This window comes from Ekhidna sp. (genome assembly GCF_040223195.1).
Lineage (GTDB): Bacteria > Bacteroidota > Bacteroidia > Cytophagales > Cyclobacteriaceae > Ekhidna.
This window is the reverse complement of the sequence record NZ_JAVKDX010000007.1, coordinates 1-16,527: the sequence shown is the minus strand read 5'-3', so window position 1 is coordinate 16,527 and position 16,527 is coordinate 1. Positions and strand designations below refer to the sequence as shown.

12 protein-coding genes are annotated in these 16,527 nt (G+C 45.6%); 9 read left to right on the top strand and 3 right to left on the bottom strand.

Annotation, left to right across the window (positions count from 1 at the left end; genetic code table 11):
- Positions 1 to 206: 206 nt before the first annotated feature.
- Positions 207 to 2,684, top strand: coding sequence for a TonB-dependent receptor (locus tag RLN88_RS02870; RefSeq protein ID WP_350219867.1), 2,478 nt, complete (start codon positions 207 to 209; stop codon positions 2,682 to 2,684).
- A 1-nt stretch (position 2,685) separates the two neighbouring features.
- Here the strand turns inward: RLN88_RS02870 and RLN88_RS02865 are convergent, their stop codons facing one another.
- Complete coding sequence (locus RLN88_RS02865; RefSeq protein WP_350219866.1) at positions 2,686 to 3,699, bottom strand: alkaline phosphatase D family protein; 1,014 nt, start codon at positions 3,697 to 3,699, stop codon at positions 2,686 to 2,688.
- Between the two features lie 412 nt (positions 3,700 to 4,111).
- On the opposite strand from RLN88_RS02865, the gene RLN88_RS02860 reads away from it, so the two are divergent.
- The 8 genes from RLN88_RS02860 (at position 4,112) to RLN88_RS02825 (ending at position 14,818) form a co-directional block, all read left to right on the top strand.
- Positions 4,112 to 5,752: a TldD/PmbA family protein gene (locus RLN88_RS02860; protein WP_350219865.1), complete on the top strand. Its 1,641-nt coding sequence runs from the start codon at positions 4,112 to 4,114 to the stop codon at positions 5,750 to 5,752.
- 20 nt (positions 5,753 to 5,772) lie between these two features.
- A complete protein-coding gene (locus RLN88_RS02855) occupies positions 5,773 to 7,089 on the top strand; it encodes a TldD/PmbA family protein (RefSeq protein ID WP_350219864.1) in 1,317 nt (438 codons plus the stop codon).
- A 200-nt stretch (positions 7,090 to 7,289) separates the two neighbouring features.
- On the top strand, positions 7,290 to 7,922 hold the full coding sequence (locus tag RLN88_RS02850; RefSeq protein ID WP_350219863.1) for a DUF4159 domain-containing protein: 633 nt from the start codon (positions 7,290 to 7,292) through the stop codon (positions 7,920 to 7,922).
- Between the two features lie 22 nt (positions 7,923 to 7,944).
- Positions 7,945 to 8,931, top strand: coding sequence for an AAA family ATPase (locus RLN88_RS02845; RefSeq protein WP_350219862.1), 987 nt, complete (start codon positions 7,945 to 7,947; stop codon positions 8,929 to 8,931).
- 1 nt (position 8,932) lies between these two features.
- On the top strand, positions 8,933 to 9,796 hold the full coding sequence (locus RLN88_RS02840) for a DUF58 domain-containing protein (protein ID WP_350219861.1): 864 nt from the start codon (positions 8,933 to 8,935) through the stop codon (positions 9,794 to 9,796).
- The gene (locus tag RLN88_RS02835; RefSeq protein ID WP_350219860.1) at positions 9,796 to 10,947 is read left to right on the top strand and encodes a BatA domain-containing protein; all 1,152 of its coding nucleotides are present in this window, start codon (positions 9,796 to 9,798) and stop codon (positions 10,945 to 10,947) included. The genes RLN88_RS02840 and RLN88_RS02835 overlap by 1 nt, the downstream gene beginning before the upstream one ends.
- A 35-nt stretch (positions 10,948 to 10,982) precedes the next feature.
- Positions 10,983 to 13,160, top strand: coding sequence for a hypothetical protein (locus tag RLN88_RS02830; RefSeq protein WP_350219859.1), 2,178 nt, complete (start codon positions 10,983 to 10,985; stop codon positions 13,158 to 13,160).
- A complete protein-coding gene (locus tag RLN88_RS02825) occupies positions 13,157 to 14,818 on the top strand; it encodes a hypothetical protein (protein WP_350219858.1) in 1,662 nt (553 codons plus the stop codon). The genes RLN88_RS02830 and RLN88_RS02825 overlap by 4 nt, the downstream gene beginning before the upstream one ends.
- Here the strand turns inward: RLN88_RS02825 and RLN88_RS02820 are convergent, their stop codons facing one another.
- Both RLN88_RS02820 and RLN88_RS02815 read right to left on the bottom strand, forming a co-directional pair.
- Positions 14,819 to 16,177: a M20/M25/M40 family metallo-hydrolase gene (locus RLN88_RS02820; protein ID WP_350219857.1), complete on the bottom strand. Its 1,359-nt coding sequence runs from the start codon at positions 16,175 to 16,177 to the stop codon at positions 14,819 to 14,821.
- Between the two features lie 54 nt (positions 16,178 to 16,231).
- The coding region (locus RLN88_RS02815) for an alpha/beta hydrolase (RefSeq protein WP_350219856.1) at positions 16,232 to 16,527 on the bottom strand (296 nt) is incomplete at its 5' end.

The following is a 16,527-nucleotide window of genomic DNA, read 5'->3' as shown; positions in this document are numbered from 1 at the left end:
GCACCTATTTTATGTAGGTGCTTTTTTTCTCTTTACTTTTGTTATTATAACTTCCTCTTGCGCAGTAAGGCCACCAAGTCAATTCCTTACTAGTGTGAAAACTACTACTGCTCCATTTCCATTCAGAACCCACTGATCTCCCCATTTCACCGATCAAATAATCCGAATATCTGTATGAACATATATTGAGTTGCTTTGTTATTAGGATGATGAAGCGAAGAGGACAACTAACCATACTTTTAATATTCACCTTATTGATCTCCTTTGGTCAGGCACCCAAGATTGCCGGTGCGCCGGATTATGCCATCAAAGGGAAACTGATCAATTCCAGTACCAGCGCCCCCGTTGAGTTTGCTACGGTTAGTGTTTTCAATGCGGCAGACTCATCCCTGGCTACCGGTGGGCTAACGGATGTAGAGGGGGTATTCAATATTCCGACATCCCCAGGATCATATTATCTGCGAGTGCAGTTCATGGGGTTTCGTGATGTGATCATTTCAGGTATTGAGATATCAAGATCTAATCCGGTATATGATGCCGGGCGTGTCAGGTTCGAGGAAAATGAGACGCTGCTGGAAGAAGTAGTGGTACAAGGAGAGCGCACACAGATGGAGCTGACCCTGGATAAAAAAGTATTCAACATTGGGAAGGACCTGAGTAACCTGGGGGGTAGCGCAACAGATATCTTGGACAACCTGCCGTCTGTGCAGGTGGATGTGGAAGGGAATGTGAGCCTGCGAGGAAGTGAAAATGTGCGAATACTCATAGATGGAAAACCTTCAGGATTGGTGGGACTAAGCAGCAATGATGCCCTTCGTCAGCTTAACAGCAACCTTGTAGAGAGTGTGGAGGTGATCACCAACCCATCGGCACGATACGATGCAGAAGGCCTTGCCGGAATCATCAACATAATTTTGAAAAAGGACCAGAAGGGTGGCCTGAATGGGAGCTTTCAGGTAAATACAGGCATTCCCCACAATCACGGGGGATCTGTCAATCTGAACTTTAGAAAAGACTGGATCAACTTCTTCACGAATGTGGGCGCCAACTATCGGCGATACAATGGCAATGGATTTTCTGAGCAGACCTTTTTCAATGCTGGCCCCACCTCTCCGTCATTCACGGAGCGGAACCGGACGCATGATCGGGGAGGGCTGAGTTATTCTACCCGCTTTGGTTCAGACATTTACCTCAATGATTTCAATACGCTGACCCTTTCCTTCCTTTATCGCTATTCCGACGAGAGTAATGATACTGAGATCATTTACAATGACTTTTTTCAACCATCTGAAACGGATTCACTTTCGGTACGGAGGGACGATGAAGGGGAAGGAGATGAAAATCTGGAATATGCACTAAACTACACACGCAATTTTAATCGGGAAGGGCAGAAACTTACCGCCGACTTCCAATATCAGAATAACAATGAGCAGGAGCGAAACGACCTGGTGCAGAGCAATGGGACAACCTTCAATAATCAGGTTCCATTCCTATTTCAGAGGGCGGTGAATGACGAGATCGAGGAGCGATACATGATCCAGGCAGATTACCTGCATCCATTTGGAAAGGATGGAAAGTTGGAGCTAGGAACCAGATACACGGATCGGCTGGTGGGCAATGATTATGTGGTGACTGAGCGCAATGAAGCGGGAGTGTATGAAGTGGACACAGATTTCACCAATGAATTTGAATACGAGGAGGACGTGCTGGCAGTCTATGGGATCATTAGCAATAAGCTAAATAAGCTGAGCTGGCAGGTGGGGTTAAGGTATGAGCTGACCAAGCTGATCACCTATCAGAAAACAAACGACATCCGAAACCGTCAGGATTATGGAAACCTGTTTCCCAGTGCCTTTCTCACCTATCAAATCACTGAGACGCAGGCTTTTCAGGCAAGCTACAGCCGAAGAATCAGCCGACCAAGGGGGCGTAGGCTAAATCCTTTCAGTTCCATCTCTGATAATAGAAACTATTATGTGGGGAATCCCAATCTACAGCCGGAGTTTACAGATTCCTATGAATTAGGTTACTTGCTAAATCTTGAAAAATCCACCTTCTACGGTGGGGTGTACTATCGCTACACCGAGGGTGTAGAGCAGCGATTGAGAACCACGGATGTAGAGGGGATCACTTTTACCCGCCCATACAATGTTTCTATCGAACGATCCTTCGGGGTTGAGATGAACATTTCGCAGGATGTGGCAAAGTGGTACCGTGTGAGTGGAAATGTCAATTTCTTCCGGTCTTATGTGCCAGGTGGCTCGGTCACCTTTGGGGATGAAGTGGTGAGCTATGACGAGGCGGAAGCGGTTTCACTTTCCACCAGGGTGAGCAACAACTTCAAGTTTAAGAATGTATTTGATGCGCAGATCAACGTAAACTACAGGGCACCAAGAAATACCGTACAGGGTAAAAACCTGTCCATCACCTCAGTAGATGTAGGTATGTCCAGGGATGTCCTGAATGGTAAAGGGACATTGGCTTTTAACATAAGCGACCTATTCAATAGCAGAAAATGGAGAAGTGAAACATTCAATGAAAATTCCTTCCAATACAGTGAGTTTCAGTGGCGAACCACCACCGCGACACTTTCCTTTACCTACCGGCTAAACCAGAAGAAGCAACGAGGAGAAAAAGGTGGAGATCGTGATGAAGATTATGGAGATGGTGGAGCAGACTTCTAGATCAATAATCCACCTTCTGAGTGAGTAAAACCGCATTGTCCTTCCCATAATAGGTAAGCTCCAATATCGGCTTCTTTGCCTCCCAGATGATTTTCAAACTGGCAAAGTTGGACTCATGGATTTTATCGCCAACCCGATACGCATTGGGCTCCTCCCTGGGTGTGCTTGGACTGTTGAGGCTGCTGGACGTAAACTCCCAAATAGGATAGGCATAACCTTCAATATTCATTTTGGAGATTTCAGATAAGTGGCGGTCTCCAGAGAGGAGAATCAGCGGAGCATTCACACCACTTAGCATACTCATGAGTCTTTTTCGTGCTACTGGAAAGTTGCTCCACTTTTCCCAGCGGTGCTCAGATGGGATCACCTGAATGCCCGAGCCAATGATAAACAAATCGACTCCTTCCTCACTAAGCTGCTGTTCCAGCCACTGCCACTGCACTTCACCCAAAATATCTCCATCGCGATTAATGACAGCCTCCTTTTGGGAGGTACCGGGATTGTTCCACTTTAGAGAGTCCCTGAAATATCGTACGTCCGGAAGGATAATCTTGACCGTTCCTTTTTCCCCGGCATAGGTGTAAGACTGGTAAGCTCCCTGCCTGCTGCGGGCCGGATGGTCTTGGGCTACATCCAGAAAGCGGAAAAGCTCCTGCTTGCTTTCATCCTTCTTCGGGTATTCCTTCCCCCCGTCATTCACGCCATAGTCGTGATCATCCCAGATGCCTATCACCTCTGTTTCCTTCAGCAACTGCTGGTAGTCTTTATGCGACTTTTGCAAATTATAATCCTTCCTCCGCCGGGTCATATCTATTCCGTCTGAGTATACATTATCTCCCAGCCAGATCCACAGATCGGCCTGGGTGGCGTTTATTTCAGACCACAGCTGATTGCCAGTCAGGTTTTGCTGGCTGCAGGAGCCAAATGCGATTTGAGTGAGGTCTTTACTTTGGGTAACGTCTGCCTGCTGGCTCAAAGCCACGAAAGGCATTAGGAGGAAGAGCAATCTTTTCATGGGGGAAAGCTACGCATCCTGCGTTAACCGAACATTGGTGTAGTGTGAAAAGGATGTTAAGGTGGGGGAATGGAACCTCACCGACCCGGCCCCTCCTGTCATTTCGAACAAAGTGAGAAATCTTTACTTTCTCTCAAAGAGGACTTAGGCGTCCTCGCTTACAAACGGTGAAGAGATGAGGTCAAAATCTTCAAAAATAGGTCTTGAGAAAATACTTTTGAACTATGTTTCTGTAGACAGTGTGTGTCCTATAACTCTAAAGATGCCCCCTCATTTGATGACCTTATTCAACCACTCACATAAAATCCATTCCATTCCTGATTAGAAGTTTCTACCTTGAATGCAAAGGGTCAAATAGATTCTTCTATTAAAATCAATTTAAAAAGTATTATTAACCTAAAATCACAAAGATTTGAAAAGAAGAGATTTTATTCAGATTGCCGGTTTGGGGGCAGGAGCAGCGATGCTTCCATTTCCTATGATGGGCAATACTGTTCCGTTAGAAGCACTATTAGCTGATGGTATTGATGTCAAACAAAAGAAAGTTCTTGCGGACGTAGGACTCAATGCCGCTAAATCAGCTGGTGCCAGTTATGCCGATGTGCGTATCGGCCGCTATCTAAATCAATTTGTATTCACCCGGGAAGATAAGGTTCAGAATGTGGTAAACACAGAATCTTTTGGCGTGGGTGTGCGGGTAATCGCTAATGGGACATGGGGCTTTTCATCTACCATTGATGTAACTCCGGATGGCATTAAAAAGGCAGCACAGATCGCTGTGGAGATTGCCAAAGCAAACAGTAAGATTCAGAAGGAGCCGGTAATACTTGCTCCGGTGCAGTCACATGGAGAAGTATCATGGAAGACGCCAATCAAGCGAAATGCCATTGAAGTGCCGATTACTGAAAAAGCAGATCTCCTGCTTGCTGCCAATGCGGCGGCCATGGAAAACGGCGCAAACTATGTGAACTCCGCACTATTCCAGGTGAATGAGCAGAAATACTTTGCATCTACTGAAGGTTCTTACATCGATCAGGATGTACATAGAATCTGGCCGTTCATGCAGGTGACTGCCATAGATAAGGGAAAATTCAAGTCACGTCAAGGACTGAGCGCACCGATGGGCATGGGCTATGAGTACATGGAGCCGGATCCAAACGAGACCATCGAAGGACCGGGCGGAATCAAGATGTTTAGAAACCGCTATGATCTGGTAGCTGACGCTACGGATGCGGCTAAGCAAGCCAAAGAAATGCTTTCTGAAACTACCAAGTCGGTAGAGCCAGGTAAGTATGATCTGGTACTGGAGCCAAATCACCTGGGTCTGACCATCCATGAATCGGTGGGTCACCCACTGGAGCTGGACAGGGTGCTTGGATATGAAGCAAACTATGCGGGTACCTCATTCGCTACGCTGGATAAGTGGAAAACAAAAGACTTTGAATACGGAAGCAAGCTGGTAAACCTTGTTGCGGACAAGAAGCAGGAAGGATCACTTGGAGCGGTAGGCTATGACGATGAAGGAGTAGAGTGCAAAGAGTGGGATCTGGTCAAAGACGGTATCCTGGTAAACTACCAGGCGATCAGAGATCAGGTTCACATGATCGACCAAAAAGAGTCACACGGATGCTGCTACTCGCAATCTTGGAATGATGTACAGTTCCAGCGAATGCCAAACGTTTCCCTGAGACCGGGTAAAGAGAAGCTCTCTGCCATGGACATGATCAAGGATGTAGAGAAAGGTATCTACATAGCAGGAAGAGGATCATACTCCATTGATCAGCAGCGATACAACTTCCAGTTTGGAGGTACAGTATTCTATGAGATCAAAAACGGAGAAATTGCAGGTATGCTAAATGATGTGGCATATCAATCAAATACACAAGAATTCTGGAACTCATGTTCTGCTATCTGTGATGAGTCGGATTACCGATTGTTTGGGTCATTTTTCGATGGGAAGGGACAGCCGTCCCAGATCAGTGCGGTATCGCACGGATCGTCCACCACCAGATTCAATGATATCAATGTGATCAACACAGGTAGAAATATTTGATTAATTAAGACTTAAATAAAATGGCAATATATACGAAAGAAGAAGCGAAGCAACTGCTTGATAAGGCACTCTCTTATTCCAAGGCTGAAACCTGTGAGGTAAACCTGACCGGAAATAACAGTGGCAACATCAGGTACGCTAGAAATACAGTTTCTACGGCTGGCTATCAGAACAACCAAAACATGGTGATCCAGTCCAGCTTTGGAAACAGAGTGGGGGTGGCTACCCTGGATGAATTTACCGATGAGGCTATCGCCCGAGCGGTAAAGACCTCTGAGGAATTAGCAAAACTTGCTCCTGAGAATCCTGAATTTATGCCGCCGCTGGGCCCACAGGAATATGGCGAGTCGAAAGAGTTTTTCGAGTCTACCGCCAAAATCTCTCCTGACTACCGTGCGGATGTAGCTACCAAGAGCATCGAGCCGGCAAGGGCCAAAGATGTGACTGCTGCCGGATTCCTGAATGACTCGGCAAATTTTTCTGCAATGGCCAACAGCAACGGGCTGTTTGCATACAATCAGTCTACCCGACTGGATTTTACGGTGACTATGCGTACCAACGACGGCACAGGATCCGGATGGGTAACACGCGATGTGAATGATGCAGACCTTTTCAATGGTGCGGAAGCTTCAGCGATCGCAATCGACAAAGCACTGCAATCCAGAAATGCAAAAGCCATTGAGCCAGGCAAGTACACCGTAATCCTGGAGCCGGCAGCCTCTGAGCAGCTGCTCGGAAACATGTTTGGTTCATTCAACGCCCGCACGGCAGATGAAGGCAGAAGCTTCATGTCTAAAGAAGGTGGAGGTACCAAGTTGGGAGAGAAGATTGTAGACGAACGAGTAAATATCTACTCCGATCCAAATCATCCGCTTGTTCCCGCTTCCGTATGGAATGGTGCAGGTCAGGCTGTGAAGCGAATGGATTGGCTGAAAGACGGAGTGGTGAAAAACCTGGCGTACTCCAGATACTGGGCAAAGGAAAAAGGAGTAGAGCCTGTTCCGTTCCCACAAAATGGGATTATGGAGGGTGGAGATGCTTCGTTGGAGGACATGATCAAAGACACCAAGAAGGGTATTTTAGTAACCCGACTGTGGTACATCAGATCAGTAGATCCTCAGACATTGCTCTACACGGGGCTGACCAGGGATGGTACGTTCTTTATTGAGAATGGAAAGATCAAGCATCCGATCAAAAACTTCCGTTTCAACGAAAGCCCGATCATCATGCTGAACAACCTGGAGACTCTCGGACAGCAAGTGCGGGTCAATGGCAACCTGATTCCTTACATGAAAGTCCGTGACTTTACGTTCACCAGTTTGTCTGACGCGGTTTAAGAAAAACTAACCAAAGGATTAAAGGCTGTTTGCATCATGCAGGCAGCCTTTTTTTGTCCCCCGCTGGCGGGGGTTGGAGGTAGGCTTTTTTATCGCAAACCTGCGATAACTCTCCTTAATCCTGCAATATGACCTTTGATCAATTTCTCAGAGGAGTTGGTTTTCGAAACCGTTAATTTGGTTTCTGATGTTTGTGAGATATGCGAAAGATCACTGATGATAATCCATTCTTTTTTACCCGGCTCCAATACGAGTCAGGCGACTGGGATGTGGATCAGCGCATGCCTTCAAACATTTTGCATTCACTTGTTCAGTACACCACTATCCCCGTTGATACCAAAGAAAAGGTAGTGCCACTTAGCAGTGATGATTTATTCGAATCCCCTTTTTGCTATCTGTCCGGCCACAAGCTGGTACAGTTTACGAAGGAGGAAGGGGACAATTTCAAAACCTATGTAGAGAATGGGGGTTTCGTCTTTGTAGATGACTGCAACCATGACATTGAAGGGCTATTTGCCAAGTCATTTGAAAATCAGATGAGTGAGCTTTTTGGCCCGGACGCTCTAAAAAAGATACCAAACGATCACATCCTGTATCGTAGCTTTTTTGAGTTTGAAGGGCCGCCAGCTACCTCTCAAGAGTTGAATGGATGGGGAGATGATCTGGTACATGATTACCTGAAGGCCGTTGAGGTCAATGGTAAGATTGGTGTTCTTTATAGCAATAAGGATTACGGTTGCGAGTGGGACTATGACTTTAGAAATAAACGATGGTATCGGATAGATAATACGCGCTTCAGTGTGAATATCATCATGTATGCACTTACAAGCTGAGGCTTGTTTTTAACAAAATAAAATGGACAAAAACTTAGAAAAAATTGAAAAGGAAGTAAGCGATCTGGTCAATAAGCTTCAATCCTTAAAGACTGAAATTCACAAGGTTGTAGTAGGTCAGGAAGAAGTGATGGATCAGTTGATCATTGGTATGTTGGCCAGTGGTCACGTGCTTATAGAAGGACTACCGGGGCTTGCCAAGACGTTGATGATCAAGTCATTGGCCAAGGCACTCAGTTTAGATTTTAACCGGATTCAGTTTACGCCGGACCTGATGCCTACGGACATCCTGGGCACGGAAGTAATCGAATCGGATGCAAAGGGACAGAAGACCTTTAAATACATTCAGGGTCCCGTCTTCACCAATATTCTCCTGGCAGATGAAATCAACCGGACACCTCCAAAAACACAGGCGGCATTGCTGGAAGTGATGCAGGAATATAAGGTGACCTACGCCGGAAAGGACTACCGGATGGATAAGCCATTCTTTATGCTGGCCACTCAGAATCCCCTGGAGCAGTCTGGCACTTTTCCATTGCCGGAAGCGCAGATAGACCGTTTCCTGCTTTATGTGAAAATAGGCTACCCAACCGAAATGGAGGAGGAGGAAATCCTGAAGCTGACTACCGGAAAAGTAACAGCCTCTATAAATCCTGTATTGACTGGTCCAGAGATCATCCGATTGCAGGAGTTGGTACGGGAAGTGTTTATCTCTGATGACCTGATCAAAGCCATTAGTCAGCTGGTGCGATCCACACGACCGGAATCCACTAATGATGCGTTTGTGAAGGACTATGTAGATTTTGGAGCAGGGCCAAGGGCCGGGCAGGCAGTGATCATGGCGGCCAAAGCCCATGCGCTGATGAACGGTAGATTTTCGGTTACTCCGGATGACATCCAGACGATTCTCTTGCCGTCGTTGAGGCACAGGATACTATTGAATTTCAAAGCAGAGTCCGAGCATAAGACGACTGATGACCTGGTGCACCAGTTGATGAAATCCATTTAGGATGCCTAACAGCCTCTTTCAAATCGACCCGGAAGTACTGGCTTCCATCAATGATTTCGATTGGGCCATCCGCTCGCTGGCCATGGGTGAATACCACGGCATCAAGCAAAGTCGGCGGCTCGGTACAGGCATGGAGTTTAGCCAGTATCGTCCATATAGTCAGGGAGACGATCTACGTCAGCTCGACTGGAAGATGTATGCCCGCACGGATAAGTTTTACATCAAGCAATCGGAAGTTGAGACGAATGTAGATGTTACATTCATCATTGATCCTTCTCGATCAATGAATTATGAAGAAGGTGGCTGGTCAAAACTGGATGCTGCTAAGATGATCTGTGGAGTGCTTGCGTACATCGCTTTGCAAAATGGTGATTGGATCAGCTTTGCAGATGGTATCAACATGCGATCCGGGAACGACAAAAAACACTGGACTCGGTTTTTGGGTGGACTTCAAAATCTGCAGATACAGGAGAAGTTTCAGGTTCCATTCATTGAGCAACGGAAATCCAAAGAGCTCTTTGTCTTCATTTCTGATCTGTATGATGAGGATGAAGAGATGATGAACTTCGTCGGTTCGCTCAAGTCATCCAGAAATGAGGTGATTGTATTTCACCTGATGGGTGAAAAGGAGGAGAGTCTTGATTTCGGCAATGCAGTGAGATTCAGGGACCTGGAGACTGGTGTTAGCACGCAGTTGAATCCGCAAATCATTCAGGGTAGCTATCAGTCTCAGGTTAAAGCCTGGAAGGATGATCTGAAGCAGGAGTTTTTGACGAAAGGAATCGATTATCACCCCATTGACTTCACCGTTCCGGTTTCTGATTTGGTCAATTCATTTTTAAACCGAAGAAAGCAGCTACTCTGATGGCATTTTTAGCTCCATATTTCCTGATCGGGTTAGGTGCTTTACTGGTGCCGATCATCATCCATCTGTGGAGTAAGAATGCCAAGCAGTCCGTTTCGTTTGGCAGTCTGCGATTCATCAAAGAGACCGAAACCAAAACCATGCGATCGGTTATGCCGAGCCAATGGTTGTTACTTCTCACAAGGTTGTTGTTATTGACGCTTCTCGTCTTCGTTCTTGCGGAGTTTCGAATGGTTTCTAAGGAAAATCCAATCGAGCGGTTGTACGTTGTTGATCGCATATATGAAGACTCTGAGCTCCTCTCAAACCTAATCGATTCGGTTGGTGAGGAGGTGGAAATCCGATGGCTGGCTGAGGGATTTCCAGCGATTGATCAAAAGCCTGATTCCAGTACCAATGATTACTGGCAACTCCTGAGTCAGTTGCCAGCTTCTAGGGCAAACTGTCTGGTGGTGATTTCACCACTTTATGTCAAAAATTTTCAAGGGGAAGGGCGAACTTTTCCTGAAGTATGTCAGTGGATTCAGCCGCCGTTGGAGACTGTGGAGGCTGAGCTGATTTCTTTTGAAAAGGGTGGAGAGAAAAAAATTATTCATGCATCTTACGATGAGTGGTTTATAACCATGGAGATTGAAAGAGGTGGAAATGGCAAGCCCATTTCCGTAAGTTATTCTTTGAAATCAGATGAGAAACACCAGGAGCAGAGGGAGATCTTCCTTGCAGCGCTGGATGCAGTACAGAAGGTTTCTTTCCTAACGCTGGATGAAACTTCTCAAGAAGAAGCCGATTGGGTGATCTGGTTATCAGACGATCCCAGACCTGTTGGGAAAAAGCTGATCTACCTGGATGGAAACACGATAGTGGCTTGGAATCAAATCTCAGGATCATCGATTGCGGTTTCCGCAAACCTGAAGAAGGAAGAAGCTATTAAAATTGAGCTTCCACGAAAATTGGTGGATGTATTCTCTCAGGATCTATTGGACCAACAATTATTGGATGTTCGGACGATCGATCTTGCTTCATTTGATTACAAGATATCTGAAGAGATCGATGAGACAGCCTATGCAGATATGTCTCATTATTTGTGGCTGGCTTTAATGCTTGTCTTGCTATTAGAGAGATGGTTGAGCTATAAATCAAACAAGGCATGAGCAGTGCATTAAGTCATATCAAATCCAAGTGGAGAATGAGAATTCTCCTTAAAGCTGCAGCATGGGGGGTGCTTGCATTGGTGTTCATGCTTTTCATGAATTGGAATGACCTGCTGGAGTGGTACTGGCTGGTTGTAGTTGGTCTGGTAGCTTCCTTATTCATTTTCAAAGAGTACAGACAACTCCCGGATCAAGTAGCTGTTGCAAAGCTGGTCAATCGTCAGTTTGACCTGGTGCAGTATAGTACTGAACTCATCTTTGAGGAACCAAGGAATCAACTGGAAGCCATCCAGTTAGCCAGAGTTAACGATGCATTGAGACAGGAGCTTCCGGCTTTCAAATATCCGGTGTATTGGAAGGACCTGCTTTTGGTAAGTGTACTTCTCATCTCCATTGGGTTTGCTGCTAGACTCTTTCCAATGCTGAACCAAACAACAGCGATCTCTGAATCGACTCAGATGGATAGTGGGAATGCTCTAACCTCACCAGTTACCAACGATTCTGTTTATATCACTGAAACAAGGGTGATGGTATCTCCACCTGCCTACACCCGAATCAAGAAAAGCACCTCAAGTGATCTCAATTTGTCTATCCCGGACCAATCTTCCTTAACCTGGAACATTTCATTCAATAAGGAACCTAAAACGATCTGGATGAGTGTAAATGGTGGGGATAGCCTTGCGGCGAAGATATCAGGTTCGGGCTTTTTATTCGAGCTAAAATCTAAGCAGAGTACACTTTACGTCATTAATTACATGGACGAGAAAGGTCACACGTACTCAACGCCTTTCCACGAGATCAACGTGATTGCCGATCAACCTCCGGAGCTGGTCATTAAAGGTATGCCGCAGTTTCAGCGCATTGATTATGAAAAGGGATTGTCCATGGATTTGGATTTAAGCATTTCGGATGATTATGGGCTTGTGGATGGATATATTGTAGCAACCATTACCAAAGGTTCGGGAGAATCGGTAAAGTTCAGGGAACAGAAAATTGCTTTGCCTGGAGCAGTGAGGGGCAAAAAAGTGGTTATGCCCGTTTCGTTTGATCTGGATGAATTGGATATGGAGCCGGGCAATGAGCTGTATTTCTACGCTACCGCATTTGACAATCGTGAACCAAGTTCTCAGCAATCACGAACAGATACCTATTTTGTTATCCTGAAGGACACAGCACAAATTGAGTTCTCACTTCAGGGAGCACTCGGCGTGGATTTGATGCCGGATTATTTCAGGAGTCAATTGCAGATCATTATTGATACGCGCAAGCTTATTGAGGAACGTGGACAGCTTCCGAAAAAGGATTTCAACTTTGAGAGTAATGCGTTGGGTTATGATCAGAAGCAGCTTCGATTGAAGTATGGCCAGTTTATAGGTGAAGAGGAGGACAGTGGTCTGGAGATTCAGGAGGAACCGGATGAGCCAGATCCTACTGGTGATGTACTTTCTGAATTTGGTCACGATACCGATGCGGAAAATGAAGAGGGGCAGTGGATGGATCGTGGTACTGAGAGCCATGATGATCATGAGCATGAAGGCGAGGAAGTAGAAAGCCCACTGGAGCAGTTTATCCACAATCACGAGGATGAGGAGACGGCTACTTTCTATACTCAGTCTTTGAAGTCCAAGCTTCGAGCAGCATTAAATGAAATGTGGGATGCGGAGCTTTACCTGAGACTTTTCCAGCCCGAAAAATCCCTCCCTTATCAGCTGGAAGCTCAGAAGCTATTAAAAGAAATAAGAAACCATGCAAGAATCTATGTCCAACGAATCGGGTTTGATCCACCTCCGGTGAATGTGGCCGAGCATCGGCTAACCGGAAAGATGGAGGATCTGAATGAAGACTCTTTTGAGGAAGACATTGAAAAAGAAGTAACCTATCCAGCAATGAGAACCGCAATTCAATGGGTTGAGGAGCAAAGGCATGATTGGAAATGGGATGCCACCGGGAAGCGAATCTTGCGAGAGGCTGGAAATGAGCTGGCTGGTTTAGCGATTGAAAAACCAGGACAATACCTGGATGTACTCAACCAGATTAAATCTCTTTTGGAAGTGCAGGAAATGGGAGATGAGCATAAGCTACTACTCAGGGCTATTGCTTTGAAAATGGAATTGGCAATACCTAAAAGTGCTCCGACACCTGCTTCAAAAACCATTTCATCGGATGAATATTCAGAGGCATTTATTGAATCTTTAACTAACAAGCATCCATGAGATTTGAGGTAGTACCTTCCTGGTGGATCTTGATCATAGCGGTGGTGGTATTGGTCATCCTGATTTATTGGGATGTGAAATCAAGAAATCACTCACTTAGGGGTTTACGCATTGCGGCCATGATTCTGGCTGTGTTGGCATTGATCGGGCTTTACGTGAGGCCTTACTTTTTAGGAGAGTCCAAAGCAGGAAAGGTGGTTCTTTCCACTACTTCTAGCCAACGAACTGATAGTTTGATTTCATCCGGATTTAAACTCGTTGCAGATTTTGATGAGTTGATAAAAATCAAAAAGGAGAGAGGAATTGATGAACCGGTGATTGTTGGGGAAGGATTGGAAGCGTGGGAGATTAGACAGCTATCACAGAATTTCATGTACTTTCCTGAAGTCGATTCAGTGGAAGGCCCTTATGAAATGAAGGTTGGTGATGGAATAGTGAATTCAGTTTTACCGATCTCATTCAGGTTTTATGTTAAAGACTCTGTCACAATTTTCCTGAGGGGAACAGGGATTGACCTTGTTGAGCAAGTAGTAACTCCAGAGGTGAATCAGACTAAGTTTGAGGTCATTCCTGCAATAGCCGGAAAACTCACGTATGAGCTTTTAGGGATTCGAAATTCTGATACCCTTTTCCGGGAAAATGTTCCGGTAATCATTCAAGAAAATGACGCATTTAATGTGCTCATCCTGGCCGGGACTCCTTCTTTTGAAACCAGGTTTTTAAAGAATCACCTGGCTGGTGAAGGATATGGTGTGGCGGAGCGACTTCAGGTTTCCAGAGAAACACATCGGGAATCTTTTACCAATCTTGAGAATCGATCACTTCGATCCATTACGACCAACTTGCTTGAGGATTTTAAGATTCTGGTTATGGATCAGACTGCATTTGATGACTTGTCAGGATCTGAGCGAAGAGCGATCAATGCTTCAATGAAGCGAGGGGAGATTGGTATTTTGTGGCTGGGGGCTGCAAACAATGATTGGCTGAAAACCAGAGAAGCAAACGATTCAGAACTTCAGCTAAAGGATGGTTCGGAATCAGTGGAGATAGCCAGGAAACAAGAACTAATTGCTTCCTCAGATCAGATCGTATTGCAAAGTCAGGTGATCGGGGAGATCAAATTACACGGCTTGGGCAGGGTAGTTGTTCCGGCATTCAATGCTTCCTACCAGCTTCAACTGAAAGGTCATTCAAAAGTATATGCAGAAGTGTGGAACGAACTGCTTCACACCGTTTCAGGGTATGATAAAAGCTCATCTGGAGTCTTTATAAATGCCTTTCCACGCGTAGGGGAACCATTAGGTTTCTCCTTTCCTGCTGAACAATCGAGTGAGGTTTTACTTGATTCAATACGTATGGCCATTGCGGAAAGGTGGGACCAGCCAGGAATATTTACGGCTACAGGATGGCCCAAGAAAAAAGGATGGAATTACCTTAAAATTGCTGGTTCAGACCATCCCTTCTTTGTGTTTGAAGAAGGGGACTGGGAAGTAGAAAGGATGTATGCTAAAATGAAAATCACCGAAGCTTTTGCAAAGCCAATCAAGGAATCAGACGAGTCATCACGTAAAGTAAAGCAGCCTATTTCCAGATGGATTTTCTTTGCGTTGTTTGTTCTGAGCTTTGGTTTCCTCTGGGTAGAGCAGCGGATTAATTGATTAGTTTAATCCCTCCCGATCAATCAAATAGATCATGGCGGCCATGCTTGCAGCTCCAAGTTCGAGCTCTCGCCGATCTACTGCCTCAAAAACATCCGCAGGAGTGTGATGGTATATGAAGTAACGCTGCGTGCTCGGTCTTAATCCGATAAGCAAAGTACCCTGTTGGCTCAAGGGTCCGATATCTGCACCTCCACCATTTTGGGTAAAATCCCAGACACGATAAGGAAGAAAGTAGTCTTTCCATGCTCTTACCTTGGTTTTCTGATTTTCGTTTCCGGACATTGAGAACCCCAAAGGCTGGAAACCTCCAGAATCAGATTCCAGCGCAGCAATGTGTTTTTCGCCTTTTTCTTTCGCTACCCTGGCATATTCCTGCCCGCCACGCAATCCGTTTTCTTCATTCATCCACATTACAGCTCTCAGGGTGCGTTTCGGTTTTATTCCCAGTGTTTTGAATAGCCTCACTGCTTCAACAGCCTGCATGCAGCCACTGCCATCATCGTGGGCACCTTCACCCACATCCCAGGAATCCAAATGTCCACCTACTGCAATTATTTCATCCGCAAATTCAGAGCCTCTCAATTCACCTATCACATTATACGAGAGTACATCCGGTAGTATCTGACAATGTGTTTCAATGTAAACATTCAGTTTCTGTTCTTTCAAAATTGCGCTTAGTTTATCAGCATCATTTGTGCTAATGGCAACTGCAGGAATTTGATTGATCAGGGCTTTATATCTCAAAGAGCCTGTGTGGGGGATATCATCTTGCCTGTTAGTAACTGAACGAATGATTATGGCTTTTGCTCCGTATTTGGCAGCCTCCGAAGCACCAGAAGATCGCTGGATTACCGCCCCACCATATGCACCAAACGTGTTGATGATGGTAGGATCCATTTCACCATTGTAAAAGACAATCTTACCCTCCACTTTTTTGCCAAGTTCATTCACTTCGTCAATTCCACTCACCTCAATCACATCTCCCAAAATTCCCTCAGGCCCTGTCCCAACCGAATTACCGAGAGCCAAGGCATTCATTTCAAAAGTTCCGTGCTTGTCGGAGTTGATCGCTCGCACCACTTCCTTCTTACCTCTGACCCAATGTGGCACCATGACCGGCTGCAGATAAACCGTATCAAACCCGTAGGATTCCATAAGCTGTTTGGTGTATTCTACTGCAGCAGCGGCTTCAGGTGATCCGGAAAGTCGATTACCAATTTCCTTGCAGAGGTATCTCAGGTTTTCATACACATGCCCATTGGACAGTGATTCGTCATAGATTTTTTTGATGGTTTCTTCGTGTTGTGCGCTAATTAGAATTGGTAGGAGGAAAAGGAGTGAGATTAATTTTTTCATGGTTTCAATTTAGGTAAGATGGCCACTGGCTCAAAACGATAGTTGATGAATGGACTAGATTTCATTCAACAACTCCGGTACAACCCTATGCCCCCCTTCGTACCAATGAAGCCTGGGCTCTTTCCCTAGTGCTTCTCTAGCCACCTTATTCTGGTTTTCGATCATTTCTTGTTTGAAGTAAATGTCCTCTTTGCTGGTGTAGTAGTGGATTTCTTCTTTTCCTGTCAGGTATTTCCAGTCATCAGGATTGGTATCAGGAGGGAAGGTTCCTGCCCAGATGATCATCTTTTGGAATGGGATTTTGGCATGAGCTGCATACCTGCCCATGGTAGCTGTGCCCTGGGAAAACC